Annotated in this window: 29 protein-coding genes; 23 read left to right on the top strand and 6 right to left on the bottom strand. The window is 31.0% G+C overall.

The features are described from left to right. Nucleotides 1–37 precede the first annotated feature (37 nt). From OW730_RS25125 to OW730_RS25100, 5 genes are all read left to right on the top strand, one after another. Entirely contained in the window at nucleotides 38–595 is a 558-nt protein-coding gene (locus OW730_RS25125; RefSeq protein WP_271226796.1) for a nitroreductase family protein, read from the top strand. Nucleotides 596–684: 89 nt separating this feature from the next. Then, nucleotides 685–1,308 carry a class I SAM-dependent methyltransferase gene (locus OW730_RS25120; protein WP_271226795.1) on the top strand — a complete coding sequence of 208 codons (624 nt, stop codon included), beginning with the start codon at nucleotides 685–687 and terminating at the stop codon, nucleotides 1,306–1,308. 31 nt (nucleotides 1,309–1,339) lie between these two features. Then, nucleotides 1,340–2,095: an NUDIX domain-containing protein gene (locus tag OW730_RS26890; protein WP_333781246.1), complete on the top strand. Its 756-nt coding sequence runs from the start codon at nucleotides 1,340–1,342 to the stop codon at nucleotides 2,093–2,095. Nucleotides 2,096–2,267: 172 nt separating this feature from the next. Continuing rightward, nucleotides 2,268–2,693, top strand: a complete 426-nt coding sequence (locus OW730_RS25105) for an NUDIX hydrolase (protein WP_271226794.1) — start codon at nucleotides 2,268–2,270, stop codon at nucleotides 2,691–2,693. 31 nt (nucleotides 2,694–2,724) lie between these two features. Next, nucleotides 2,725–3,501: an endonuclease/exonuclease/phosphatase family protein gene (locus tag OW730_RS25100; protein WP_271226793.1), complete on the top strand. Its 777-nt coding sequence runs from the start codon at nucleotides 2,725–2,727 to the stop codon at nucleotides 3,499–3,501. A 62-nt stretch (nucleotides 3,502–3,563) separates the two neighbouring features. Here the strand turns inward: OW730_RS25100 and yjeM are convergent, their stop codons facing one another. Further along, complete coding sequence (gene yjeM, locus OW730_RS25095; RefSeq protein ID WP_271226792.1) at nucleotides 3,564–5,075, bottom strand: glutamate/gamma-aminobutyrate family transporter YjeM; 1,512 nt, start codon at nucleotides 5,073–5,075, stop codon at nucleotides 3,564–3,566. 329 nt (nucleotides 5,076–5,404) lie between these two features. Further along, nucleotides 5,405–6,934 carry a M3 family metallopeptidase gene (locus tag OW730_RS25090; protein WP_271226791.1) on the bottom strand — a complete coding sequence of 510 codons (1,530 nt, stop codon included), beginning with the start codon at nucleotides 6,932–6,934 and terminating at the stop codon, nucleotides 5,405–5,407. Between the two features lie 268 nt (nucleotides 6,935–7,202). On the opposite strand from OW730_RS25090, the gene OW730_RS25085 reads away from it, so the two are divergent. The 10 genes from OW730_RS25085 (at nucleotide 7,203) to OW730_RS25040 (ending at nucleotide 14,604) form a co-directional block, all read left to right on the top strand. Continuing rightward, the gene (locus OW730_RS25085) at nucleotides 7,203–7,814 is read left to right on the top strand and encodes a class I SAM-dependent DNA methyltransferase (protein WP_271226790.1); all 612 of its coding nucleotides are present in this window, start codon (nucleotides 7,203–7,205) and stop codon (nucleotides 7,812–7,814) included. Nucleotides 7,815–7,948: 134 nt separating this feature from the next. After that, nucleotides 7,949–8,572: a CPBP family intramembrane glutamic endopeptidase gene (locus OW730_RS25080; RefSeq protein ID WP_271226789.1), complete on the top strand. Its 624-nt coding sequence runs from the start codon at nucleotides 7,949–7,951 to the stop codon at nucleotides 8,570–8,572. A gap of 42 nt (nucleotides 8,573–8,614) precedes the next feature. Beyond that, a complete protein-coding gene (locus OW730_RS25075; RefSeq protein WP_271226788.1) occupies nucleotides 8,615–9,328 on the top strand; it encodes a response regulator transcription factor in 714 nt (237 codons plus the stop codon). Then, nucleotides 9,328–10,749 carry a HAMP domain-containing sensor histidine kinase gene (locus tag OW730_RS25070; RefSeq protein ID WP_271226787.1) on the top strand — a complete coding sequence of 474 codons (1,422 nt, stop codon included), beginning with the start codon at nucleotides 9,328–9,330 and terminating at the stop codon, nucleotides 10,747–10,749. Before OW730_RS25075 ends, OW730_RS25070 begins: the two co-directional genes overlap by 1 nt. A gap of 182 nt (nucleotides 10,750–10,931) precedes the next feature. Beyond that, nucleotides 10,932–11,609, top strand: a complete 678-nt coding sequence (locus tag OW730_RS25065) for an HAD family hydrolase (protein ID WP_271226786.1) — start codon at nucleotides 10,932–10,934, stop codon at nucleotides 11,607–11,609. A gap of 78 nt (nucleotides 11,610–11,687) precedes the next feature. Next, nucleotides 11,688–12,596 (top strand): hypothetical protein, encoded by a 909-nt coding sequence (locus OW730_RS25060; RefSeq protein ID WP_271226785.1) that lies wholly within the window; start codon nucleotides 11,688–11,690, stop codon nucleotides 12,594–12,596. 26 nt (nucleotides 12,597–12,622) lie between these two features. Further along, nucleotides 12,623–12,844, top strand: coding sequence for a DUF4177 domain-containing protein (locus tag OW730_RS25055; RefSeq protein WP_271226784.1), 222 nt, complete (start codon nucleotides 12,623–12,625; stop codon nucleotides 12,842–12,844). 125 nt (nucleotides 12,845–12,969) lie between these two features. Next, complete coding sequence (locus OW730_RS25050) at nucleotides 12,970–13,347, top strand: nuclear transport factor 2 family protein (RefSeq protein WP_271226783.1); 378 nt, start codon at nucleotides 12,970–12,972, stop codon at nucleotides 13,345–13,347. Between the two features lie 56 nt (nucleotides 13,348–13,403). Next, nucleotides 13,404–14,309: a hypothetical protein gene (locus OW730_RS25045; protein ID WP_271226782.1), complete on the top strand. Its 906-nt coding sequence runs from the start codon at nucleotides 13,404–13,406 to the stop codon at nucleotides 14,307–14,309. A gap of 34 nt (nucleotides 14,310–14,343) precedes the next feature. Further along, nucleotides 14,344–14,604, top strand: a complete 261-nt coding sequence (locus OW730_RS25040; RefSeq protein WP_271226781.1) for a DUF3795 domain-containing protein — start codon at nucleotides 14,344–14,346, stop codon at nucleotides 14,602–14,604. A 193-nt stretch (nucleotides 14,605–14,797) separates the two neighbouring features. On the opposite strand, the gene OW730_RS25035 is transcribed toward OW730_RS25040, so the two are convergent. Further along, nucleotides 14,798–15,265 (bottom strand): HIT family protein, encoded by a 468-nt coding sequence (locus OW730_RS25035; RefSeq protein WP_271226780.1) that lies wholly within the window; start codon nucleotides 15,263–15,265, stop codon nucleotides 14,798–14,800. A gap of 245 nt (nucleotides 15,266–15,510) precedes the next feature. Here OW730_RS25035 and OW730_RS25030 point away from each other — a divergent pair, with 245 nt between their 5' ends. The 7 genes from OW730_RS25030 (at nucleotide 15,511) to OW730_RS25000 (ending at nucleotide 20,574) form a co-directional block, all read left to right on the top strand. Next, nucleotides 15,511–15,876 carry a NifB/NifX family molybdenum-iron cluster-binding protein gene (locus OW730_RS25030; RefSeq protein WP_271226779.1) on the top strand — a complete coding sequence of 122 codons (366 nt, stop codon included), beginning with the start codon at nucleotides 15,511–15,513 and terminating at the stop codon, nucleotides 15,874–15,876. 12 nt (nucleotides 15,877–15,888) lie between these two features. After that, the gene (locus OW730_RS25025; RefSeq protein ID WP_271226778.1) at nucleotides 15,889–16,746 is read left to right on the top strand and encodes an ATP-binding protein; all 858 of its coding nucleotides are present in this window, start codon (nucleotides 15,889–15,891) and stop codon (nucleotides 16,744–16,746) included. After that, entirely contained in the window at nucleotides 16,737–17,594 is an 858-nt protein-coding gene (locus OW730_RS25020) for an ATP-binding protein (RefSeq protein WP_271226777.1), read from the top strand. The genes OW730_RS25025 and OW730_RS25020 overlap by 10 nt, the downstream gene beginning before the upstream one ends. 1 nt (nucleotide 17,595) lies before the next feature. Continuing rightward, complete coding sequence (locus tag OW730_RS25015) at nucleotides 17,596–17,952, top strand: NifB/NifX family molybdenum-iron cluster-binding protein (protein ID WP_271226776.1); 357 nt, start codon at nucleotides 17,596–17,598, stop codon at nucleotides 17,950–17,952. 106 nt (nucleotides 17,953–18,058) lie between these two features. Next, nucleotides 18,059–18,493 carry a DUF134 domain-containing protein gene (locus tag OW730_RS25010; RefSeq protein WP_271226775.1) on the top strand — a complete coding sequence of 145 codons (435 nt, stop codon included), beginning with the start codon at nucleotides 18,059–18,061 and terminating at the stop codon, nucleotides 18,491–18,493. Between the two features lie 170 nt (nucleotides 18,494–18,663). Then, nucleotides 18,664–19,623: a hypothetical protein gene (locus tag OW730_RS25005; RefSeq protein WP_271226774.1), complete on the top strand. Its 960-nt coding sequence runs from the start codon at nucleotides 18,664–18,666 to the stop codon at nucleotides 19,621–19,623. Between the two features lie 12 nt (nucleotides 19,624–19,635). Then, a complete protein-coding gene (locus OW730_RS25000) occupies nucleotides 19,636–20,574 on the top strand; it encodes a hypothetical protein (RefSeq protein WP_271226773.1) in 939 nt (312 codons plus the stop codon). A 271-nt stretch (nucleotides 20,575–20,845) separates the two neighbouring features. Here the strand turns inward: OW730_RS25000 and OW730_RS24995 are convergent, their stop codons facing one another. From OW730_RS24995 to OW730_RS24985, 3 genes are read right to left on the bottom strand one after another with little or no spacing between them, the layout of a single operon-like run. Continuing rightward, nucleotides 20,846–21,841, bottom strand: a complete 996-nt coding sequence (locus tag OW730_RS24995; protein WP_271226772.1) for an isocitrate/isopropylmalate dehydrogenase family protein — start codon at nucleotides 21,839–21,841, stop codon at nucleotides 20,846–20,848. Nucleotides 21,842–21,856: 15 nt separating this feature from the next. Further along, nucleotides 21,857–23,779: an aconitate hydratase gene (locus OW730_RS24990; RefSeq protein ID WP_271226771.1), complete on the bottom strand. Its 1,923-nt coding sequence runs from the start codon at nucleotides 23,777–23,779 to the stop codon at nucleotides 21,857–21,859. A gap of 26 nt (nucleotides 23,780–23,805) precedes the next feature. Continuing rightward, nucleotides 23,806–25,191, bottom strand: a complete 1,386-nt coding sequence (locus OW730_RS24985; protein WP_271226770.1) for a 2-isopropylmalate synthase — start codon at nucleotides 25,189–25,191, stop codon at nucleotides 23,806–23,808. A 600-nt stretch (nucleotides 25,192–25,791) separates the two neighbouring features. Between OW730_RS24985 and OW730_RS24980 the strand changes: the two genes are divergently transcribed. Beyond that, on the top strand, nucleotides 25,792–26,367 hold the full coding sequence (locus OW730_RS24980) for a GNAT family N-acetyltransferase (protein WP_271226769.1): 576 nt from the start codon (nucleotides 25,792–25,794) through the stop codon (nucleotides 26,365–26,367). Nucleotides 26,368–26,425: the final 58 nt, after the last annotated feature.

Here is a 26,425-nt window from a genome sequence, read left to right as displayed (position 1 = left end):
AAAGGCTGCGGGCTGGACAAAATTGAAGGAGGAAATAATGAACGTACTTGATTGTATTTATAAAAGAAGAAGCATAAGAAAATATTCGCAAAAACCAGTAGATGATGAGACGCTTATAACACTGGTGAAAGCAGCTACTGCAGCGCCTACTGCTTGTAATACTCAGCCATGGGAATTTATTATTGTTACAGATGATGAAGTTAGAAAAGAATTGAAAAGTAAATTATATTTCGGAAATTATGATGCACCAGCGGCAATTGTTGTTTGTGGAAATATGAAATTAGCCATGTCAGGACCTGTAAAGGATTTTTGGATTCAAGATTGTAGTGCTGCGATTGAGAATATACTATTAGCAGCTACAAGTATGGGGTTAGGTACGCTGTGGATTGGATTACACCCTGTTGAAAGCAATTATAGACCATTGTATAAAATATTTGACTTACCTAAAGAAGTTATACCATTAGCAGTTATTTTTGTGGGTTATCCGGAAGAAGAAAAGGAACCAAGAACACAATTTAATGAAAAACGCATTTATTGGAATAAATATGAGCCTAGAAAGCACAGAGCAAGGAAGAAAAATACTAAGAAATTATAGAAACTTGACAAGCGAGGGACGGTTCATGAAAATAATTAATAAATTCATGAACCGTCCCTAGCCTTGACAGAATTGGGGGAGCATCACTTATGAATAATCATGAAAAAGTAAAACACTGGGAAGAATACGAAGGGGTAGAAGTATTAAAAAGCATTGGTGTAAAAGAAGGTGCAAGCATTATAGATTTTGGTTGTGGATTTGGTCATTATGCAATTTCTGCATCACAAGCTATTGGAGCTAAAGGAAAGGTATATGCTGTTGATATAGATAAGCGAATATTAAAATTTGCTGAAGAGCGTATAAGTAATAGGGGAATTTCAAATATTATTACAGTTCATTCAAAGGAAAGAAATACTCTTGATTTTGAGGATGACACAATGGACATTATACTTTTATATGATATTATGCATGGGACAAGTATTGATAGATTTGAGTTTTTAAAAGAAGTTCATAGAGTGTTAAAAGAAGATGGAATACTGTCTATACTTCCATTTCATTTATCGAATTTTAGAGATGCAGAAGGAAAGAAGAAAAAGTATTCAATTAAAAAACTTGTCCAAGAAATATGCGATTTAGGATTCCAATTATCAAGTAAGATAGAGGATAGAGGAATTCATTTTGAAAAGTATCATAGTCCTCATTATATTAAAAAAGGTGGTATTGATTTTGAGGATTTGGAGAGAGGAACTATAGTGAATTTTATTAAGCTATAAGAAAAAATTAGGAATGAAAGAGGGGATAACAATGAAAGAGTATTTTGGAAAAGAAGTTGAAGTTGTAATTGATAGACCTTTGGGAAGTAAGCATCCAGAGCATGAACTAATATATCCAATTAATTACGGATACATACCGAATACTGTAGCAGGGGACGGAGAAGAAATTGATGCGTATGTTCTTGGTGAGTTTGAACCCTTAGAGAGATTTACTGGTAAAGTTATTGCAATAATTCACAGAGAAAATGATAATGAAGATAAGCTTGTTGTGGCTAAGGATAGTAAACGATTTAGTAAGAATCAGATAATAGCATTGACAGAATTTACGGAAAGATTTTATGAGTCTGAGGTATTATGTTCTGAATTTATAAAGAATGACACTAGGGTTTCAGCTAAAGGATTTGCTAGAAGAGGAGAAGAAATTCTGGTGATTGAAGAGAAAGATACATCAAGGGGATTAGAATATTACCGTCTTTTTGGTGGAGGAATACAATTTCAGGAAAAGGCGGTTGATGCATTAAGAAGAGAGTACAAGGAAGAAGTTGGGGCAGAGTTAATAAGTGAAAAATTTTTAGGTGTTATAGAGAATTCATTTGAAATCAATGGGATAGAAGCACATGAAATACTGATGCTTTATGAAGTGGAGCTTCCTAAATATTATTATAAAAATGAGAAGTTTATTACTGATTGTGATTTAGGTCACAGTGATGCAATGTGGGTTAATAGAAATGAGTTTATTAAGGGTAATAAGGTTATGTTGCCTACCCAGATAGTAAAGTATTTATAAACAAGCAGGGGACGGTTCATTAATTTATTAAATAAATTAATGAACCGTCCCCTTATTAAAAGCATTGAATAAAATGACATTTATGTATAAAATTTTACAAGAACGCTTTAATGAAGTAAAATAGTATATATTAGATAATATATATGGGGATATGAATTAGGGGGGATTTCAAGTGATTGAAAGAACTAATGTACAAATATTTGTATATACTACTAAACCAACTTTGAAAGTTTTGATACTAAAGAGAATTCCAGAGAAGAGTGGTTATTGGCAACCGCCTTGTGGAGGTGTTAATAAAGGGGAGAGTCCAATAGATGCTGCTAGAAGAGAATTATTTGAGGAAACTGGTATAGTTCATAAGGAATCAATAATTGACTTGGATTATTCTTTTACTTATAGAGAAAGTAAGAATGGGGTAATGATGGATATGATGGACATCTGTTTTGCTGCTGAGGTTGGGGAGATTACAAAAGTTGAGCTTTCTCATGAACATGAGGAATATAGCTGGTGTACAGAAACAGAAGCAAGACAATATTTGAAGTGGGAACATAACGTAAAAGCTTTAGATAAACTTGTTGATTTAGTAAAAGAAATATAAGTCATATTAGTATAAAAGGGGGATTAAGGATATGAAAATATTAACCTATAATATTTGGGTAGCAGAAAAAGACTTTGATAAAAGATTAGAGCTTTTATGTGAGGTTATAAAACAGAATAATGTGGATATTATTGGTCTTCAAGAAGTGAGAGATCAAGAGGTTGTAGATTATATAGCAGAAAAATGTGGATATGAGTATTCCTTGTGGAAGAAATATTATGATTGTCAGGAAGGATTAGCAATTTTAAGTAGATACCCAATTATACATAGCGAGACCAATTGGGAAGAGGATGTAGAGATACATAACTCGGGGGTTTTAAGAACTGTAATAGATTACAAAGGTATGAAGCTTGGTGTAACAAATGTTCACCTTGATTATAAAAGTGCTTTAAATAGAGAAATTGAGATAGTAAAAGCTATTAAGAGAATAAAGAAAATTAAAACTACTGATTATGAATTTATCATTGGAGATTTCAATTCTTATGAAAATTCAAGTATTCACAGATATCTAACAGGAGATCAGTCATTGGACAATCATGCAACATGGTGGATTGATTTAGCTGAGAGTTATGCAGCAAGACATAATATAAAGCCAAAAGTAACTTTAGATTTCAAGAATAATCCTCGATGGGATAGGGAATATGCTATTGAGGTTCCAGGACGATTTGATTGGATATTGTTAGAATATCCATATCCAAAAGTGAGTCCAAAATTAGTAGATATTGAAGTTATTGGAAATCACAGAGTAAATAATATAACACCTAGTGATCATTATGGAGTTGTATGTGATTTAGAGTTTGATTTTTAGAAAAGAAAAAAAGGTTTATCACAAATTAGTGATAAACCTTTTTTTCTTTATTACGCAGCTTGTTAATTATTTATGTTTTGTTTTCCGTACTTCTTTTCATATCTATTGTATATTACTATTGCAACCACAGAGAAGAATACTGGTCCACCTATACTCCATATAGTGGATGCCATATCTCCATTTGAAGCAGGTTCTATAATTGTAAAGAAGTTAGCAAAACCTACTACTAAAGTAACTATGATTGTAGCAATAAGTGATACTTTTTTACTCTTATAAATCTCAAATGGCTTGTGTATATCTTCTTTCTTTTTGAAAGCATAGAATGCACCAGAGATAAACATGTAAGGAAGAGTCATAGCAACATTAGTCATTAATACTAGCTTTTTGAAGAACGCTGCTGCTGCATCTCCACCGAAAGATACAAGAAGAATCATTATAATAACAATTATAGCTTGTATCCACATACCACTCTTTGGAATACCATCTTTTATTTCACTGATCTTACCTGGCCATAATTCTTTTGGAGTACCTTGTATTAACTGTCTCAATGGTGAGAATGTTAATGTGAAGAAAGCTCCTGTTAATGCAAGTAACATTGAAATACCAACAAATCTAGCAATCCAGTTACCTAAAGAGATTGCTGCAGCTTCACTCATACCGAATACTTGTCCTAATTGATAACCTAAGTTATTCATAATAACGTAAGCAACATTACCCATGTGTACACCTTCACCAGTTAATGAGGCATCAAAGTTTGTGAATACACCAACACAGAAGATACCTATAGCATAACCAACCGCGATTACAATTGCTGCTATAGCAACACCTTTTGGGAATGTTTTTTCAGGGTTTTCAGTTTGGTCAACAAGACCTCCAGTAACCTCTATACCTCCATAAGCAAAGATAGCGAATACTAAGAATGAAAGTACTGCTATTGAACTTTGGAAAGAAGCGTTTGGTGATTTAAAGAAATCAGCTGCAGAAGAAATTGGTTGAGCAAGTTCTCCACCATTTCCAAAGAATACGATTACCGCACCAATAATTAATAATACATTAAGTAAAGATACAGCAATACCACCTATAGAAGTGATTTTAGTTATTTTGTTTAATCCTTTAGTTGAAATAAATGTAACAAATAATATCCAACAAACACCTAATAAACCTAAAGTTTGTGTAGAACTTAGTCCAAACAGTGACCAAGTAGAAGTTGTATCTGTACCTAGTATAGCAGTTGAGAATACAACCCATATAGCTGATCCAACGTTAACCATCCAAATAATATAAGATGAATACCACATGAATGTAGCAACGAATGCATATTTAGGGCCTACGGATTTTGACATCCAAGAGTAAATACCACCTTTTTCATTTTTAAATGCAGCTCCATATTCCGCCATCATGAAGGCAAATGGAATAAAGAATGTTATTGCAGAAAAAACGTACCAAGGAATTGCTGCATAACCCATTAAAAAGAAAGAACGTGGCATATTAGCAAAACCAAATACAGAAGTAAATATCATTAATACTAATGAAACTAATGTTAATTTTTTAGAATTTGTATTTTGTGATGACATTGTAACCTCCTCTAAAAATATAATAATAAAAAATATGTCGAAAAAAGTCTAACATACTGTTTTATAAAAAACAATTAATTTGAAAAAGTTTAAATTTCATATATGTTTAGTAAAATTACAATTTAGAAATATAAAAATTGTGTCGAAAAAATAATTATAGAAATGCCACATAAGTTATTGTAGTATAGTTAATCTTTGGAAAGATAAACTTGATTAGAGTAAGATTACTTTATTGGAGTAAAAATTTTAATGACTACTTTGAAAGAGTAATAAAATCTTAATAGTACATAAAAAAATAAACTGCTGAAAAATTTTCAGCAGTTTATTTTTTATAAGATATATTTAAGTGAGAACTTCTCGCCACTAATTTTTTCAAATAGCTCATTGTATTTATATAATCCTGATGGTTCAATAACCTCTTTCATTAAGAAGTTCTTAAATTCTTTTGGGTTATCAGCGATAGCTTTTGTACCATTTTTCTCGTTAAATACTTTAGCTAACATCTCACATGTTACATCGCCCATGAAGTAATTGTGAAGATATATTGGGTGAGTTGTGTGATGTATTCTGAAGCCCCATGGGAATACTTTATCATATGGTTCTTCATTATAAAGCTCTTTATAGACTTTCCAGTATACAGAATAAATATCTTCAAGACTTTGAATATCATTTTTGTATAGTTCTTGATCAAATAGTATACTTGTTATACTGAATAAAGAAGTTAATTTATTATACTCTCGTATATTTTTAAATTGCTCACGAGCTTCTTCAATTTCGTCCTTAAAGAATTTTTCAAAGAAGATTTCTTTGTTTCTAAAGCTGCCAAATAGGTTTGCTATACCTTCTGTAACAATACCATTTACTCCTATGTTAAGAATAACCATCTCAGGATCCATTAAGAAGGAATGAACTCCATGTCCAGTTTCATGCAATAATACACCATAGTTAAAATACTTATTCTTAACATTTGCTAGTATTCTTGAATCTTTTCCAGTCTGGATTGGGAAGTTATATCCCCATTCAGATTTATTTTTTCTTGGGAAAACATCATATGTGATGTTATATTCATCTATGTTGATATCAAATAACAAGAAAAAGTCTCTTAAGTTATCATAATAATTTGATAGATCAATTTCTTTAGTTAATAGAGGTGCTAATTTTGAGTTGATATACATCTCATCCCAAGGCATAATCTTATTACCATCATTAAATTTTTGTGCATATTCTTTTCTTTTCTCTTCAATTCTTGGAAGCATTTCTTGAAGTTGTTCTTTCCATCCATTGAATACAGAGGAATCTAATCCATCTTCTTTAAGTTTTAATTCTACGAAATCTTTTTCTCCTCTAAGCTTAGCATATTCTTTTCTTAGTTTAAGAAGTTCTAAGAAACCAGCGTCTACTAACGTCTTATCAATTTGAGATCTGCAGAAGAAAGCAGCTTTTCTTTTTTCTCTATCTTCTTCTTGAGATAGAATATTTTTAATTTCAACTGAAGTTATCTCTTTTCCATCAAGCTTAAAACGAAACGTATTCAATATCTGAGATAGTTCAGTTACTTTTGCTTGAATCTTTTCAGATAATTCAGTGCACTCAGGAGAAAGATGATATGGTTCAAACAGGTTAAACATAAGTTCAACTCTTCTTTTATCTTCAAAACTTAAAGTTTCTTCTTTCTCTTTCATATCCAATACAATTTTATAATTATTTTCATTCTTGTAGAAGTTAACTATTTTTTTATAAGCATCAATAACACCGAAATCATAGCCAGCAGTATATTGAACCCAGCTAAGTCTGCTGTATTCAGTACCTATCTCTTCCAGCTGAAGTGCAAGATTTCTTAAATCGTTCATTGTAGACATAAATATTTCCCTCCCCGAAATAAATTATATATTACAGGGATTATAGCATAATTTATAATTATATACAAAATATTCATTTTGGTTGTAAAATATAATTGAGTATTATGTTAATTTAATAAATCTTACTATTAGGGTAAGGAAATATGAAATGAAATTATCAATTCTAAATTAATAAAGAAAAATTATCAATCATTACTTATAAATAGTTAGATATGTGACGATATATTTATATATTGGTCAAGTTAATATATAAAGGAGAGGATGAAGAATGGACTTCAACATTGAAGCTTTAAACTGGGATACCCCTAAGAGAACTCAAAGAGCAAAAGCGGTAGCTGACAAAATCATTAAAGCTATTGAAATAAAACAATCATATAAGGGAATGGAGTTTGGATGCGGTACAGGATTAGTGAGTTTCAATCTTTATGATAAATTTCAAGCACTAACTTTGATAGATACATCAAGTGGAATGATCGATGTGGTTAATTCAAAGATAAGAGAATTTGGAATTACAAATATGGAAGCAGTAACAGTTGATTTGAATGATGGACATGCATTAGATGAAAAGTTTGATGTAATTTATACATCTATGGTATTGCATCATATTGTTGATACTGAAAAAATATTAAATAATCTATTTGAATTGTTAAATGAAAATGGATACTTATGTATAGTGGATATTGATGAGGAAGATGGAAGTTTTCATAGTGAAGAGAAAGATTTTAATGGGCATAATGGATTTAATCAGAAAGAATTAGCAGAACAAATGAAGCTAGTTGGGTTTAAAGGAGTTGAGAGTAATATCATATATAGTGATGTGAAAAATATTAGAGGTGTTAATAAAGAATATTCTTTGTTTTTGATGAAAGGGAAAAAGTAACTAAATTACTTAATACTCATGAGAAATTTGATAATATAGAAGTTTAAATCTTAAGGTTATCTTGAGGTTTGCTTAAAATAAGCTAGATATTCCTCTTTTATAATTTAATTATATTATAAAAGGGGGAATTCAATATGTTAAATACAATTATATCAGTAGTAATGCAAGGAATATTATTTTTAATCATACCAGTAGTGTGGTATGTGCTTTTCAATAAGAAGAAGGAAGGTTTTTGGAGATGGGTTGGAGTATTTAAAGTTAAAGGGGAAAAATGGATAAGACCATCTATTATTACATTTATAACAGGCATAGTGATAATGGTACTTCCACTCATATTATTTGAAAAGATTGGTTTGGTAACAAAAGAAATGTTCTATATGGAAGGAATCTCGGATAGAGGGCTAAATGTAGAATTAATAGTAATAATTCTTCTGAGAGCTGTTATTCAGACTGCATTTTTAGAAGAGGTACTTTTTAGGGGGTTCATAGGTAAAAGAGTTAGCAGTAAATTTGGATTTATAACTGGGAATATAGTTCAGAGTATTATTTTTGGTATTCCTCATGGATTGCCATTTATACTTGTATATAAAAATTATATTGTAGGAATTACTCTTATAATTGGGGCTGCAGCAGTAGGTGCTCTTCAATTTTGGTTAAATGAGAAAAAAGCAGATGGAAGTATTATTCCAAGTTTCACCATTCATAGTATCATGAATATACTTTCATTTATGTGCAAGTCACTAGGGGTGAGTTTATAAATAAAAGAAGATTAAAAAAATATAAGGTAGAGGGGGATTACCGTGGATTATAAGGTGTTAGTTGTGGATGATGATCGAGAGATTGTTGAAGTATTAGAATTATATTTGGAGAATGCAGGGTATGAAATTTTAAAAGCGTATGATGGTTTAAGTGCTCTAAATATATTGAGAAAAGAAGAAGTTCATTTGGCATTGATAGATATAATGATGCCGGAGATAAATGGATTCAACCTTATAAAAAGAATACGTAATGAGAAAAACATCCCGGTAATCTTTATTTCTGCAAAGAGGGAAGATAGTGATAAAATTTTAGGGCTTAGTTTGGGGGCTGATGACTATATAACAAAACCATTCAACCCTATGGAAATTATAGCACGGGTTAATGCTCAGTTGAGAAGAGCATATAATCTTAAAATTGAAGTAAGCGAAGAAAATGAGAAGACAAAGATACAGGTAGGGGATCTTACTCTGGATACAACAACATGTGAGGTATGGATTAAAGATAGGGAAATAACTCTTACATCTGTTGAATTCAAAATATTGAAATTATTTATGGAAAATATAAATCAAGTATTTACTAAAAAGCAAATTTATGAAAAAGTATGGAATGAGTATTATAACAGCGATGAAGGTACCATAATGACTCATATAAGTAATCTTAGAGAAAAGATAGAGGATAATCCTAAAAAACCAACATATTTAAAAACTATTAGAGGATTAGGTTATAAAATTCAGAAAGTCAGTGGGGAAAAATAATGAGAAAGAATAAAGGGTTATTTAGAACCTTAATAAAGAATTATATATTTTTTATAATATCCATAGTAGTGGTTTTGATTATCATATCAATATATACTCAATTGAGTCTGGGAAAGAAAATGAGTGAAGGGGAGTTTCCTAAAATATTGGCAACAGATATAGATATCTCAGACATTAATAACAATAAGATTGAAGAACTTTTATCTATGGATGGATGGTGTGAGATATTAGATAGTGAGTACAATGTTATTCAGGTGTATGGTGAAAAGAAGGACAAAGAATATAAATATAATCCTAGAAAACTCCTAGAACAATTAAGTACTAAGGTAAATATTAATCAAAAATATTTTATTACCATGAGAGGGGTTAATGAAGATAAAGTAGAAAAATTTTTATTGGTAAAGATACCTTTTAAGAATATTAATCCTAAGATTACTTTTAAGAATCCGCCATATGAAGTAGGTAAAATGTTTTATGAAACAACAATGAAAGCTGCGGTTGTCTTTCTTGTACTGTTTATATTGAATATTATGATTTTTGCCTTCTGGAGCATGAAGAAGATAAAGAAACCTTTGGATAACATAACTAATGGAATTAAGAAGATGACAGATGGCGATTATGGTACTAGACTAGAATTTGAAGGTGAAAAGGAATTTATTATGATTAAAGATACCTTCAATTTTATGGCTGAGAGTATAGAAAATAGTACACGAGAAAAGGCTGAAGAAGAAGAAAATAAGATGATGATGATTTCTGCTATTTCCCATGATATAAAGACACCTTTGACAAGTATAAATGGATTTTCAAGAGCATTATCAGAGGGGATAGTTAAAGAAGAAAAGAAACAAAAATATTATGAAGCAATTTTAAAGAAATCTAATATTGTTGATCAGCTTATTAATGATATGATGGATTTTGCTAAATTGAACAATTTAAATTATAAGTTGGATATGAGAGAGAATGAATTTGGAGAACTTATTAGAGAAATAATAACAGATTACTATGAGGAAATGGAAGCAAAGGATTTTGAAGTTGAAATAAATATTCCTGAAGAAGAGATAGTTATGAAGTTTGATAGAAAGCTTTTATATAGAGCATTGTCTAATATAGTGGTTAATATGGTTAAATATAATCAAGAAAGTGCAAAAATATTATTTGAGGTTAAATATGTTCAGGAGAAAATAATTTTGGAAATCAGTGATAATGGGAAGGGAATCCTTGAAGAGGATAGAGAAAAAATCTTTGATCCATTTGTTAGAGGAGACAACACAAGAAAGAGTGATGGTGGTTCTGGATTAGGATTATCCATATGCAAAAGCATTATCAATAGACATAATGGAACTATAGAAATTCGTGATGGATTAGAAAATAGAGGGTTAAAGTATCATATTGAATTAGACAAGCGAGGGACGGTTCATTAATTTTTATAATAAATTAATGAACCGTCCCTTTGCTTGTCTTTGCCGATGAACCGTCCCCTAACTTGTCTGCTTTATTGAAAAAATAGGTAATTAAGTAATTTCTATCATTACTCGATAATAATAATAGATAAATATAAATTGGTTATTGGTTATGTTATTGAATATGCTTTAGGGGGCTAAAAATGTTTAAAGTTATTAGTTTAGATATGTTTCAGACCTTGGTGGATGTTAACACTAGAAGGGAAATAATTTGGAAAAGAATTCTTGAAGAGAGATATACAGAAGAACTTCAAGATAAGTATTGGAGAACTATAAATGGATATATATTTGAGAATTTTCATAAGCATTGCAGTAGTAATGAGGAGTTTATGACAATTAGAAATATATTTGAAATATATTATGAAATAGCTCTTAAAGAACTGAAGAGTGATGTAGTATCAAAGACGGCAGTAAGTGTAATACTAGAAGAACATGGAAAGGCAGAATTGTATGAGGACAGTATAGAGTTTATTGATCTAGCAGCAAAAAAAGCCATGGTATGCATAGTGAGTGATGCTGATAAGGATATGATTTATCCAATACTTCCAAAGTTGACTTATGATAAAGCATTTATATCTGAAGAATATGGTATTTATAAGAATACTAAAGGAACCAATATATTTAAGCATGTTCTTGAACACTATAATGTTCTTCCAGAAGAAATATTACACATTGGAGATTCCACATCAGATATTCTTGGAGCAAGAAAATATGGAATAAAAACCTGCTGGATAAATAGGCATGGGTATACTAAGAGATTTGAAGGGGAAGCGGATTATACTGTTACTTCATTAAAAGAATTAGCAGAAATTATATTTTAATATCTTACATTAGGAAAATAAATATTAAGTTGGTGACGTGATAATATGGTGATGAGATTATTCTTTTTCACAGAATATATGGACAGAATTGATGGTAAAAAATTAAAGAGATATTTTAATGCATTGCCAAACTTTAGAACAGTAGATAATGGTGAGAAGAACTATATATACAAGTATTATAATAGTGATACAAAGGTTAAATTCTCATTTCAATATTATGATGAATTAAAAAGTGGTAACCATAATGGGAAGTTTACAGGTCTAGTATTTGAAGTACGATGTGATAAACCGCATTTTTATGCAATAGAAGCTGTGGCATATGTAGAAAGAGCATGTAGAGAACTAAAAATGACAATAGTGCCTGATGAGCATTCTTTATTTAATGAAACCAATTCATCATGTGGTGATGAATTATATCAGGAAGTTAGAGTTATGGGGAATTTTAAAAAGGAATCCAGGAGCTATTCATTTGATGAGCTTTATGAAATATGGAGAATGCTAAGTGAGAAATTTATTGAATCAAGTAAGAAAAATAAGAAGGAATTATATACTATTTCGGAGAAAGTATCTAATGATATCTGGAAATATCAGAGAGAAAAATATGTTATAGCTGATATATTAGGAGATGACTATGTTGTACCAAATATCTTTTTAATGAAAAGAAAAGACAAAAATATATTATATAGAACTGTAACGTGGAAAGATTGCAGAGCGCAAATTATTCCAAACTGCGATTATATTTTATTAGTTCAAACACGGAAAAAGATGTTTGGTGGAGAAGAGAAAAAAGTAAGTATGATAAAATACGGTGAACTAATCAAACATATGAATAGGTTTTTAGAGGACTATAACTGTAAATCTGAAAAAACTAAGATATTGACAACAGAGATGGTTGAGTACGGAATATACACATTTGATCTTTTGGAAGGTGAAGGCTTAAGCAACTGGAAGAGAGTTGGAATTGAAGAGGTTGTATCAGTGAAGTAGAGGGAGTTTTAAAGGGGGAGTTAGAAATGAAGAAATGGGAGTATAAGAGTGTGAAATTCAATCTTGGTGGTTTTATAGGAGGCAGTGATCTTGATAAAAGAGACCTAGATGGAGTTTTGTTTGAATTTGGAAAACAAGGATGGGAGCTAGTAAATTGTTTTCCAATAACATCAGGACATGGGGCGACAGATGCAATATTTGTGATATTTAAAAGAGCAGTTTGTAAAGAAGTAGCTAATGATAACTAGAAAAAAATAGTTAATATTATGAAATGAATATGACATGCAGTTGTCATATTCATTTTTATATAATGGGGTTATAAGTTATTCTTTATTCTGAAATGGATAGTTAGATAAAAAAAGGAGGAGTCAATTTGGGGGACAATATTGTAAAGTTGTTTTGGAAGCATATACATAATGCAGACTTTGATAATCTCAGTGAAGTAATGACGGATAATGCATGCGTACGCTTAGCAAATACAAAAGAAGTTTTTAGAGGTAAAAATAAGTATATAGATTTTAATAAAAGATATCCAGATAGATGGTATGTTGATTTAGAAAAGTTATATGTATGTGGAGAAACGGTTATTTCAGTTGCTAGAATATTTAATGATAAAAAGACTGTAAGTTCTTATGTAACATCGTTTTTCAAACTTAAAGATAATTTAATAGAAGAGATAACAGAATACTGGGGAGATAATGGGGAACCACCAAAATGGAGATTAGATGAAAAATTATCTGAAAGATATTAATGATCAATTAAACATGAAATCGGTGCTATACTAGAGATTTATTGGAGGGAAAATTAATGAAAAAATTATCTAAAGAGGCATTCCGTAAAGTTAGTGATTTTCTAATGAATGAAGCAAGGGAGTTAGAGAAAACATTATTTAATAATATATTTAAAAACGGGGACAGTTCTCAAATAATTCATGCATTAAAAGCTTATATAAATCAGGATGGTGGAGCAGGAAATGCTATGGAACCTGATTTTTGGTATCCTGGGTCTACTCCAATTGCAACATCAATAGCTTTAAAGATACTTAAAAATTATGATTCACATGAGGAATCCAAGGAAATTATAAAAAATGCTATATCATATTTAGAAAATAGTTTCGATAAAAAGGTTGAAGGTTGGAGATTTACAAAGAAAGAAGTGAATGATTATCCTAGAGCACCTTGGTGGACATATAGTGAAGAGAAAGAAGAAAAGGGGTTTAATGGAAATCCTAGTGCAGAGATTATTGGATATTTAAATAGATACTCACAGTATGTTGGTGCTCTAAATGTAAAACATTTGATTCAAGTAGCCATAAAACACTTAAATAGTATGGAAGAAGTTGAAGTACATGAACTATATTGTTATATAAGATTATATTATTTAGTTGAAGATGAGAATAAAGAAAAAATGATTGATAAACTCAGAGAAGGTGTAGAGAAGAGCATATGTACAGATAGTGATAAGTGGGGTGGGTATGTTCCACAGCCACTGAGTTTTATGGAAAGACCTGAGGATAATATATTTGGTATCAATCAGAAATTTATAGATAAAAATTTAGATTATCTTATTGACCTTTTAGAGGAAAAAGGTGTTATTGAACCTACTTGGCAGTGGGAAGAATATAAAGAAGAATGGGAAATCTCAAAGAAGAGATGGACAGGATGGATGACGCTTGAGGTATTGGTAAAGCTTAAAAACTTCGGAAGATTATAATAAAATAAAAATAAAATAATAAGGGGAGATTAAAGTGATTGAATCAAGATGTGGTATTTTATGTAGTGAGTGTGAATATAGAGAATCTATGAAATGCAGTGGTTGCGTAAATATAAACAAGCCATTTTGGGGGGATCAATGTCCTGTTAAATCATGTTGCGAAAATAAGGCTTTAGAACATTGTGGGCAATGTGAAGTTTTTCCATGTGAGTTGTTGACACAATTTGCTTATGATAAGGAGCAAGGTGATGATGGCAAAAGAATTGAACAGTGTAAAAAATGGGCATGTAGATAGTATTATTAAATACTATGTTGAAATATATTTGAAGGTACAAATAGGTTATGTAAAAAAATGATATTATACTGCTTTAAAGGGAACTCAAATGGGTTCCCTTAGTTTGTAAAATATTACATTATGCTAGTTTATTATGTAACAATTAATTTTCTTATTTAGTGCAATGTTTAAGAAAATTGTTCATTAGTAAGTTTTAATAACCAGCATTTTTCATTAATTCTAATAAATTTTGGGTTATATTTCTTCTTAAATCACCATATTTTTCATCTGAATAATCGTATTGACTACTATATCTTTGTTCCTTTGGATAAAAATAAGATGGTCTGCATTTATACTCGTCAGGTTCCCAATCATAACGAGCTTCAATATGGGCATGCAAATAGTGATCTAAATTCATTAAGATAGAATAATTAATTCTCAATGGAGTACATGCTTTTATAATAGCATCTCCTATTAATGTCATATCAGTCAAATATTGAGTTCTTTCTGCTAGAGATAACTCATTGAGTGAACTTGCTTTTGGATATCCAAGAAGAACGCAATATCCAGGGAGAAATTGATTATCTCCTATAACAGCAAATCCACTTTTCATTTTTACCATTACTGTAGGATTTTCTCCTCTTTCTGCAGAACCAATCCTATCATTTTTCCAATAATCCATACTGTTGTACCCTCCAATATTAATTTAATGTTATAAACAAGTATAAGTGATTACGTTAGGTAAGGGGCAAGCATTATTTTATTTGAAAATTACTTCCAATTATCTATTATAATGTATACACAACTTCAACATTATTCTTAAACATAACCTAAAAACAAAAAAAAGGTTATTGGCATTTGACATTAACTATAATAAGATGTAAGATGTAATTAGCATATGCCAATAAAGTTATGGAGATGATTAATTTGAAAATAGCAATATCCTCTATGGGAAATTCAAGAGAAGAAATAATGGATATGAGATTCGGTAGATGTGGATATTTTATTATTCATGATACTGATACAGGAGAAAGTTATAGTATAAACAATAATGGATTAGATGCTTCTGGAGGAGCTGGTATTACAGCGGCTCAACAAGTAATTAATGAGAAGGTTGAATCAATAATAACAGGAAATCTTGGGCCGAATGCTTTTAAGATTATAAATGCAGCTGGGATTAAAGCTTATAAAGGATGCAAGAATTCTAAAGTTGAAGAGATGGTTAAAGCGTATATAAGAAATGAATTAGATGAGATTAATACTCCAGGAAAAGCTCATATGGGAACTGCGTAGGAGGGATGATGATTGAATATTGGAATTCTTAGCGGCAAAGGAGGAACAGGAAAAACAACTGTTGCTACTAATCTCGCTCAATTATGGAATGGGACTTACATAGATTGTGATGTTGAGGAGCCGAATGGGTTTATTTTTCTAAAACCTCAAATCGAAAATGAGTTTCCTGTACATGTTGAGTATCCAATTATTGATGATGATAAATGTAATAATTGTGGAAAATGTAGTGAGGTATGTATGTTCAATGCTCTTGCAAATGTGGGAGAGGATATTATGTTGTTCTCTAAATTATGTCATGGATGTGGAGCGTGCGAGATAATTTGTCCAGAGAATGCTATTAGTTATGGCAAAAGAAAGATTGGTGTTATACAACAGGGATTTATAGATGAAGCAGGTATGGAAGCATATAGTGGAATTCTTAATATTGGAGAACCTATGGCTGTTCCAATTATAAAAAAGCTTTTAGATAAAGTACTTAATAATAAAGGAGAAACTATAGGAACTGTAAATATTATTGATTGTGCACCAGGAACTTCTTGTAATATTGTAAACACTTTAGAATATCTGGACTGTGCTATTGTTGTTGGAGAGTCCACTGAGTTTAGTTTAAGTGACATGAAGAGAATGATTACTCTTCTAAAAGAACAAGGTATTCCTTTTGGAGTAGTTGTTAATAAATATGAAAAAGGTTCTGAGTTAATTCATGAATACTGTAATAAGGAGAATTTTAAAGTATTAGGGGTATTACCCTATTCTAAAATAGCTGCTGAAAAATATTCAATGGGTGAGAATTTGATAAGCATATATGAGTATAGGAAGTGTTTTCAAGAAATCATAAGAAGTTGTAAGGAGGTATTCTCATGGAATTAGTTGTTCTTAGTGGAAAAGGTGGAACAGGAAAAACTACAATTGCAACTGCACTAGGAGAATTAAGTAGGGAATGCACTAAGGTAGATTGTGATGTTGATGCACCGAATCTTAGTTTATTTTATAAGGGAACACAGTTGGAGAAGAAAAGCTTCTTTGGTGGAAAGAAAGCATTTGTGAACAAAGAAAAATGTAATGAATGTGGTATGTGTACTGAAAGATGTAAATTTGGTGCAATAAAAGATGGTGTGGTAGATATTCACAAGTGCGAAGGGTGTGGAGTATGCAAATTAGTATGTCCCAATGATGCCTTGTTTTTAAAAGATTATAAGAATGCAGAGATTTTAGCTGAAAAAATGAAAATTGGAATACTAACAAGAGCTGAAATGGATATAGGAAGTGATGGTTCAGGTAAGTTAATAACAGCTCTGAGGAGAACGGCAAAAGAGCATTCAAGTGATGAATTAATAATTATAGATGGATCACCGGGGATAGGATGTCCTGTGATATCTTCTTGTACAAATAGTGATTATGTTTTGATAGTTACTGAACCAACAAAATCAGGTATATCAGATTTAAAGAGAGTTTATGGCGTAACTGATGGATTTGGTATTAGGTCGTTAGTATGTATAAATAAGTATGATATTAATACCAAGAACACTGAAGAAATCAAAAAGTATTGTCAGGAGAGTGAAATTGAAATTATTGGATTAATACCTTTTGATAGTACTGTAAATAGGGCAATAAATGAATTAAAACCAATAACGGAGTTTAAAGAGAGTATTGCCTGTAAGGCAATTGAAGATATGTGGAGAATTATTAAATTAAAAATAAAACAGGAGGTTAAGTAATATGAGAGTAACAATAGCTAGTGATGGAAACAATGTAAGTGGACATTTTGGACATTGTGAAGGGTTTAAAGTATATGAGGTGGAAGGTGAAAAAATAATTAGTGAATCATTTGTAGAGAATCCAGGGCATAGACCAGGATTTCTTCCACAATTCCTAAATGATATAGGAGCATCAATTATAATAGCATGTGGAATGGGAGAAAGAGCACAGCAATTATTCAATGAGAATAACATTAATGTTATAGTTGGAGCAAGAGGTTATTGTGGAGACGTGATGAAATGTTTTCTAGATGGAACTTTAGTTTCAACTGGAAGTGTGTGCAGAGAGCATGAACATGAAGGTAATTGCGGAGAATAAGTTTAAAGCAAACCTGCACTTATAAAATACACAAACCTATAGTATAATTATAATAAACGAAGCGTGTAAGTTTTAGGTGTATTGAATAGGTGCAGGAGGTGATTTTATGCCAAGACCAACTAAATTTAGAAGAGTTGAATTTTTCCCTACAAAAACATATTTTGTACCTGAAAGTGAAGATTCAAACAGTGTTGAAGAGATAACCTTAAAGCTTGAGGAACTAGAAGCTATGAGATTAAAAGATATAGAGAAGTTAAATCAAGAAGAATGTGCTAAGAGGATGGAAGTCTCACGTCAAACATTTCAGAATATAATAGATAGTGCAAGAAATAAAGTTGCCAGAGCTTTAACAGAAGGTAAGGCAATAAATATTTCAGGTGGACACTATACTGGAAAAGCATGTAGATATATGTGTAAGGAATGTGGTAACACATATGAATTGAACATTGAAGGGGATAAGGATAATTGTCCTATGTGCAAATCAAGTAGAGTAGGATGTAATAAACGTAGACGTATGTGTAAAAAGTATTGTAATAAATAAAAAATTATAAAACTCTAGAGAAATCTTATTTATGATTTCTTTAGAGTTTTTATTTTTGTTAATTGAATTTTTAATAATAAATGGTATAATTGGTTTTAATATACTATAAATTTTTGCAATATAATCATAGAATAATAGTATTTATTTTGAATTGAGATGAGGTGTGAGAAATGGACCATATTCTTGAAATTAAAAAATTAGATGAACGTATTGAATATTTGAAGACAGAATTAGCACTGGAATCAGAAATAATGAAAGAGTTTAGAAAGCTGGATGACTTGAGAATAGAGAAAAATAAAATAAGGGCAAAGCTTTATGAAAAACTAAACAGGAAAGAAGAGTATATTAAAAAGTTAAAGCAAATTAATATTGCTAGTATTATTAAATTTATAACTGGAAAAAGAAAAGAAATTTTAAGAGAAGAACAAATGGAATATGATAAAATCAAGAATAAATTTGATAAAATACTTGAAGAGTTAAATTATATTCAGAATCAGAAAGATATTATTAATAAAAAACTTCAGAAGTTTGAAGGTATGAATAAAGAATTAATACAAGTTTTAGAAACAAAGGAACAGACAATCAGAAAAATGAATCCAGCTATTTGTGATAAGCTTGATAGAATAAATGAAGAAATTGACAACCTAGAAGAGGATATTCTTAAAATTCATAAAACTATAGGGTTAGGACAAGAAGCTATTAAAGATATAGAGTACACTGAAAAAACTTTATGTGATACAGATAAAGAATTGAATAGGGATTTGATTTTTAGTAGTAAAGGTATGGATAGGACATATAAAAAATATAAAAAAATGGAACGAGCTAAAGAAGATATAGATAGCACAAATGAAGTAATTGAGAGATTTAAAGTAGCTGTAAATAATCATAATTTTTGCAGCGAAATATTAATAGATTCTGATTCTTTTACAGAATTCAGAGCGTTTGCTTTAGGTGGAGTGTTTGCCACATTTAAAGTCAAAGATAGTATTACAGAATCAAAATATGACCTTGCTGAAACTAGAGGAAGGATTGAGGACATGGTAAAGTTACTATTCAAAGACAGGGAAAATAAATATACAGAGATAGAACGCTTAAAAGAAGAAAAGGATAATATTATATATAAAAATTAGGAGGATTTAAGTATGATTAATGAGATTAATGAAAAGATAGGATATGTTAAGGAGCAGATGGCAGAGAGAAATAGACTAGAGCGTTTAATGGAAAAGGTAGATAGCGAAATCAGTCAGCAGGAACAAATTCAGGATAAACTTTTTAAAGAGCTGATTAAAGAAGAGAAGGATGTAGACAAGCTTGAGAAGTTAACATTTACTAATATAATCCATTCCATTATGGGAAACAAAGAAGAGTTATTGAAAAAAGAAAAGGAAGAACATTATAGGGCAAAAATAAAGTATGATGAGATAAAGAATACAGTTGAACACTTGAAGAGTGAGAGGGAAACGTATTATGCTAAGATTAAAAAGTTTGGAAGGTTGAATGTTGAATTAGATGAGTTATTAAAAGAGAAAGAAAAACTGTTAGTAAGTTCAGGAAGTAAAATATCAACTAAATTAGATGAAATTAATGATGAAGTAATTCAAATAAAAGCACATATAAAGGAGTGTTATGAAGCAGTACAAGCTGGTGAAGTGGCATGTTCTTCACTTAGATGGGTAGAGGAATCTCTTAATAGTGCTAAAGATTACGGAACTTGGGATATGTTTGGAGGAGGAATAATAGCAACATCAGCAAAACATTCAAAAATCGATGAAGCACAGGAACGTATGATAGAGGCTAGAGCTAAATTAGATAGATTTAAAAGAGAATTATCAGATGTAAATATGCAATTCCATGTGGAGATTAATATTGATTCTTTCTCAAAATTTGCTGATTATTTCTTTGATGGGTTATTTTCAGATATGAATGTTCAATCAAAAATTAAAGATTCTATAAGAGGAGTACAAGAAGCACAACTTAGAGTATGCGATGTAATAAACGGACTTAAAAGAAATATTGAATCACATGAAATTAAGGTTAATAAATTAGAAGAAAGTAGAAAAGAATTAATAGCTAATGCGTAAATAAAACATAAAGGCGAATTGAAAATTGAAAATGGAAAGTGGAGAACGATTGATATTTCTCTACGAGAAATTTTAATTTTATTGCTGATTGGACAATAGAGGTTTACTCTTTTCAACTTAAAATAATATTGTACCTGAATTACAATATTTTATTTCATAAAAATGAGTAAAAACCTCTTGTCCTAAATAACTATAATAAGATGTAGTTTCTGCCACAAAAGCAGAAACATCCATCATTATCCATTATACATTATCCATTTTACATTAAGTTTTAATTAAGCGTTCTTATCACTTCATTAGTAAATTCCTCTGTAGATAGATTACCACCTAGATCGGGTGTTAAGTATTTTCCTTCTTTAAAAATCTTAAGAAGAGCAGTTTCGATTTTTTCTGCGGCATCCTTTTCACCAATATATTTTAGGAGCATTATACCTGATAATATTGTGGCAGTTGGATTAGCTATATTTTTACCTGCGATATCAGGTGCAGATCCGTGAACAGGTTCAAAGACTGCAGCCTCATCACCTATATTTGCGCCAGGGATAAGACCAAGACCACCAACAAGTCCTGCTCCCATGTCAGATAATATATCTCCATATAGATTAGGTGCAACAACAACATCATAATTTTGAGGAGATTGTACAAGTTTCATGCTCATAGCATCAACTATAATATCTTCAAATTCAATATCTTTATAGAGAGAGCTGCATTCTTTTGCACATTTCAGAAATAGCCCATCAGATAATTTAAGGATATTAGCTTTATGTGTTGCAGTAACTTTGGCTCTATTTTCATTTTTGGCAAGTTCAAAGGCGAATTTGCTGATTCTATCAGATGCTTCCTTTGTTATGACTCTAATACTCTCAGCTGCTATCTCGCCAATATTATGCTCAATCCCTGCATACAAACCTTCTGTGTTTTCTCTTACAATAATAAAATCTACATTTGAATGAAGTGATGGGAGTCCATCAAAAGATTTTACTGGTCTTACATTAGCATATAAGTTCAGTTTCTGTCTTAATTGAACATTTACACTTCTAAAACCTTTTCCTACAGGGGTTGTAATTGGTCCTTTTAGGGCTATTTTATTTTTTTTAATACTATCTATCACATTGTCTGGAAGAGGAGAATCGTGCTCTTCTAGTACTGAAGCACCTGCTTCAACAACTTCCCATTGAATATTGGCACCACTTGCATCAATTATTTTTCTAGCAGAGTTTGTTACTTCAGGTCCTATTCCATCACCGGGTATAAGTGTTATCTTCATAATTTTTTCTCCTTTTTATTTAGAATTCTTTATAAGATTTAAAAGACCACCTGATAGGAGCATGCTTTTCTGCCTTGGGCTCACATGGAGTAAGAGTTTAAAATCTTTATTCTTTGTAATATTTTTAGCTATAATAACAGAAGAATCTATCTGATCTAAAAGATTATCAATTATTATCTCATCCATCATATCCATTTCATCATAATCTGCCTCATTCTCAAAACATAGAGGAAGTATACCGTTGTTTATTAGATTCTGTTCATGTATTCTTGCAAATGATTTTGCAATTACTCCTTTTATTCCTAAATAAAGTGGAGCAAGTGCTGCATGTTCACGACTTGAACCTTGTCCATAATTCCATCCGCCGATGATGAAGCCTCCTCCATGTTCTATTGCTCTCTTTGGAAATTCCTCATCACAAGGAGTTAAACAATAGTTAGAAAGATATGGGATGTTAGATCTAAAAGGAAGTAGCTTTGCATTTGATGGCATAATATGATCAGTTGTAATATTATCTTCAACCTTTATTAGGGAAGCACCCTTTAATGTGTTACTAAGCATAGAGGTCTTTGGCACAGGTTTAATATTAGGTCCTCTAACTACTCTAATAGCATCACCATTCTCAGCAGGTGGAACTATAAGATTATCATTAATTTTAAATTTCTTAGGTATGGTAACATGAACATCATTCATGAATTCCTCAGGGGAGGTTATATAACCAGTTAAGGCTGATACTGCTGCTACTTCAGGACTTACCAGATAAACATCAGCAGAGGTTGTTCCACATCTTCCTTTAAAATTTCGATTAAAAGTTCTTAGAGATACACCATCAGTATTAGGTGCTTGCCCCATACCTATACATGGACCACAGGCGCATTCTAGTATTCTTGCTCCTGCTGATATTAATGAGGATAATGCTCCATTCTCTGAAAGCATATTAAGAACCTGTCTTGAACCTGGAGAGATAACAAGTGATACATCTTCCTTTACTGTTTTATCTTTCAAGATTTCAGCGACTTTCATAAGATCTAAGTAGGATGAATTAGTGCAACTCCCAATTGCGACCTGACTAACTTTTATCTTTAATAGTTCATTTACTGGAACTATATTATCTGGGCTATGAGGACATGCGGCAAGAGGATTCAATTCATTAAGGTATATTATAAGCTCTTCATCATACACAGCCCCTTCATCGCTTTTAATTTCTATAAAATCATCTTCTCTACCTTGTGCTTGTAAAAACTCAAAGGTTATCTCATCGGAAGGGAATATTGAGGTTGTTGCTCCAAGTTCAGCTCCCATATTTGTGATTGTAGCTCTTTCTGGAACCGTAAGGTATTTTAGTCCATCGCCACAATATTCAAATATTTTGTTTACGCCCCCTTTAACTGTACATCTTCTTAATACCTCTAAAATAATGTCTTTTGAAGATGAACCTAAAGGAAGTTTTCCACGAAGTTCAACCTTTACAATATGAGGCATGGTGATATGATATTCACCGCCAGCCATTGCTACAGCTACATCAAGTCCACCTGCACCTATGGCTAGCATGCCGATTCCACCAGCAGTAGGAGTATGGCTGTCTGAACCTAAAAGAGTTTCTCCAGGAACTCCAAATCTTTCAAGATGAACTTGATGACATATTCCATTCCCTGGTTTTGAAAAATATATACCATGTTTTTTTGCAATATTCTGTATATAAAGATGATCATCAGCATTCTCAGGACCAGCTTGAAGCATATTATGGTCAATATATGCAACTGATCTTTTTGTCTTAACCTTAGGGATGTCCATACTTTCAAATTGAAGATATGCCATTGTTCCTGTAGAATCCTGTGTTAATGTTTGATCTATTTTAAGAGAAATATCACTACCTCGCTCAAGGGTTCCATGAACTAGATGTTGGGTGATTATTTTCTCTGCAACTGTTAATTTCATATAATTCTCCTCCTAAATATCGTTGATTAAACTGCTTCTATTGCTCCTCTCTTAATTAAATTAGGATAATGAACTGTTATGAAGTTCTTAAGTTCATTATTTCTTATTACAGAAGTACGACCATTAGAGTATTGTTCATCTATCCAAGCTTTAATTGGTTTAATTATTGGATCTTTTTTTGAGATTCTAGAATCTCCTTTCAGTTTGAAGTAAGTGTTAATCCAGGCAGCTATACCAGCATATCCAGAGTATTGATTAACTGCAACTATAATTGGTCTATTAAGAATCTTATCAGTATCAAAAATATTGTATATTTCTTCATCTTTTAACAATCCATCTGCGTGGATTCCAGCCTTAGTAACATTGAATTCGCTTCCTATGAATGGAGTTCTAGCGTGAATATTATAGTTCATCTCTTTTTCAAAATAAGATGTTATCTCAGATATAATTTCAAGTTTAAGATTCTCACCCTTGCCTGTAAGTTGTATATAGTTTATTAGCATTGATTCAAGCGGACAATTACCAGTTCTCTCTCCGATTCCGAAAAGGGTGCAGTTTACTGAAGAACATCCATAGAGCCATGCAGAAGTAGAGTTATTAACCACTGAATAAAAATCATTATGGCCATGCCACTCAAGGGCTGATGAAGGTATTTTTGTATGATATCTAAGTTCGTGCATAATGGCAGGTATGCTTCTAGGGATATCAGCACCATTAAAAGGAACGCCTAATCCTAGTGTGTCACATGCCCTTATTTTTATTTGAACACCACTATCATTAGATAATTTCATAAGTTCATTAACTAATGGAATAACGAAACCATAGAAATCGGCTCTTGTAATATCTTCAAGATGACATCTAGGTGTTATACCATGGGCAATAGCATCTTTGGCTATAGAAAGATACATATCTATAGCTTGCGCTCTCGTAAGTTTTAGTTTATTAAATATATGATAGTCAGAGCAGGACATTAAAAGACCTGTTTCTTTAATTCCCATTTCCTTAACTAGATTTAGATCATCTTTAACAGCACGAATCCATGCGGTAATTTGAGGATAATCATAGCCTCTTGACATACATTTGCGTACTGCTTCCTTATCCTTTTCTGAATATAAGAAGAATTCAGTTTGTTTAATGACTCCGGAGCCGTTATCAAGTTCGTGGAGATAGTCATATAATCTAACAATTTGATCCACAGTAAAGGAAGACATAGATTGTTGACCATCTCTAAAGGTTGTATCCGTAATCCATATATCATCAGGTAGGCACATTGGATACTGGACTTGATTAAAGGTCACCTTTGGAATTTCTGAATAAGGAAATATATCCTTATGTAAATTTGGCTCAGATTGATTTTTTAAAGTGTAATTGTGTAGTGTAGTTTTTTTCAAAAAGTTATTTGAATGTTTCATTTTTTACCTCCTGTTCTTTATTCTAAATATCAATAACATATAAAAAAATTACAAAAGCATATACTTCGAAATTGGACTTTTGTGATTTTTTTAAATTATATATTAATTTGGTTTATTATGCAATGGTAATTTTTGAAGTGGCTATATAAAAGGGTTTAATAAGTATAAAAATTAATAAAATAAGAATAAAAAAATATAAAATGGACTTTTGGCAAAATGAAAGTTCTATATTGATTTTATTTCAAATTATTAATAGATGCATAGGTTATAAATGAATTCAGATTTTTTATCTCGTTCACTTGTCTGTATATAAATGGTATAATAAAGTAATTAAACTCCAATAAGAGGTGATTCATGGGAAAGATAATAAGATATTTTTTCTGAATTAGTATTAATATTGGATACATGGAATTACTTATGAGAGATTAATAAAAGATCAGGAATAATATATTTCTGCAAGTGCTAAGGGGGAAAAATTGCATTAACGCGTTAATTTGATAAAGTAAAATAAAAGAATTAAATGATGAACTTATTTTAATAATGCATAAAATTTTTAGAGAAAATAAAAAATATAAAAGTTACAAGAAGAGGGGTGTAAATATGAAAGGAGTTAATGTTACTAAAGGGGAGTTATCAGATTTGAAAGAGATAATGATAGTGATTAAGAAGGCTATACAAAAAATGCATGAAGAAGGAATTTATCAGTGGGATGAATATTATCCTAATGAAGAAAGATTCACAGCAGATATAAGGAATTCATCTTTGTATGTATTAAGAGAAAATCATGAGGGAAGCATAATTGGAGTGGCTGCACTTGACGGAAACCAAGAATCTGAATATGCAAAAGTTAATTGGAATTACGTAAAATGTACTTTAGATGAGGAAGAAATTGAAACTATAATAACAGAAGATGTATCATTTTCGCTTGATGGTGTTTTAGTTATACATAGATTAGCAATGAACCCTGAATATCAGGGGAAAGGTTATGCAAGGAAGTTTATAGAGGAACTTGAAAATGAAGCATCAAGAAGAGGGGCAAAGGTAATTAGATTAGATTGTTACAGTTGCAATGAAAAAGCAAATGGAATGTATAGAAAGCTTGGATATAGGTATTCTGGAGATGTATATTTCAGACATAAAGAAGAGCCTTTTCATTGTTATGATAAGGCGCTTTAATAAATGGAAAATGTAGAATAAAAATTACATTTAAGTTATTTGAATAAACCAATTTTTA

It is taken from the genome of Oceanirhabdus sp. W0125-5 (genome assembly GCF_027938815.1).
Lineage (GTDB): Bacteria > Bacillota > Clostridia > Clostridiales > Clostridiaceae > Oceanirhabdus.
Note: the sequence above shows the minus strand (reverse complement) of the source record. Positions and strands in the feature narration are given on the sequence as shown.